Annotated in this window: 1 protein-coding gene; it reads right to left on the bottom strand. The window is 68.3% G+C overall.

The features are described from left to right. Positions 1–138: 138 nt before the first annotated feature. A partial coding sequence (locus K8625_RS43595) for a phage tail tube protein (RefSeq protein WP_223786119.1) occupies positions 139–777 on the bottom strand: 639 nt, incomplete at its 5' end.

Genomic DNA, 777 nt, shown 5'->3' with positions numbered 1-777 from the left:
CCGGTGGGGGCGCCGGTGAGGGGGTGGTGAATGGACACCTCCGCGCTGTCGCGGTGGCGGATGGAGGACAAGTCGAACACGGGTGACTCCTGGGACTGCGAGGGATGAGCGCGCACGCGCAGGCCGCGCCGGGGAGGGCTACGGGTTGCTGCGCTGGTAGACGAGGCTGGTGCCAGCCGTCGCGTCGAGGAGCGCGGTGAAGGGCAGCGAGAGGACGACGGGGCCCTCCTTCGGGTTGTCCAAGTCACCGCCCGTGTATTTGATTCGCGGCAGGTACAGCCGGTGGAAGTCCACGCCGTTGACGTCCACCAGCAGCAACTCGAGGGAGGACTCCTCCTCGTTGATGAAGCGGTTGAGGAGGGTGCCGTCCTGGAAGTACGCGGACAGGTTGCCGGACACCGCGAAGCCGCCCTCGTGCACCTCCGTGGGCGAGCGCTGGCCGACGACGCCCTTGGTGCTGCGCCCGTTGCTGACGTCCAGCTCCACACCGGTGACGTTGGCCACGACGACTCCGCCCTCCAGCAGCGTGCCGGTGAAGGCGTCGAAGGGGCTGCCGGTGCCCGCGGGGGTGACGGTGGTGGCATGGGAGGCGGTGGCCTGGACCATGTCCTTGCCCAGCAGCGTAACGCTGCCGGTGACAATTTCGCCGGGCTGGATGGACAGCTTCAGCGCGTTGACGGCACAGCCCCGGTACAGCAGGTACTCGTTGATGTCGGTGAAGGCGCGCTCGAAGGAGTACGTCTTCAACTCCGTGCCGGCCTTCAGCCGCCGGCCCAC

The organism is Myxococcus sp. AS-1-15 (assembly GCF_020037055.1).
GTDB classification, from domain to species: Bacteria; Myxococcota; Myxococcia; order Myxococcales; family Myxococcaceae; genus Myxococcus; species Myxococcus fulvus.
The sequence above is the reverse complement of the archived record's forward strand: the minus strand, read 5'-3'. Positions and strand labels throughout refer to the sequence as shown.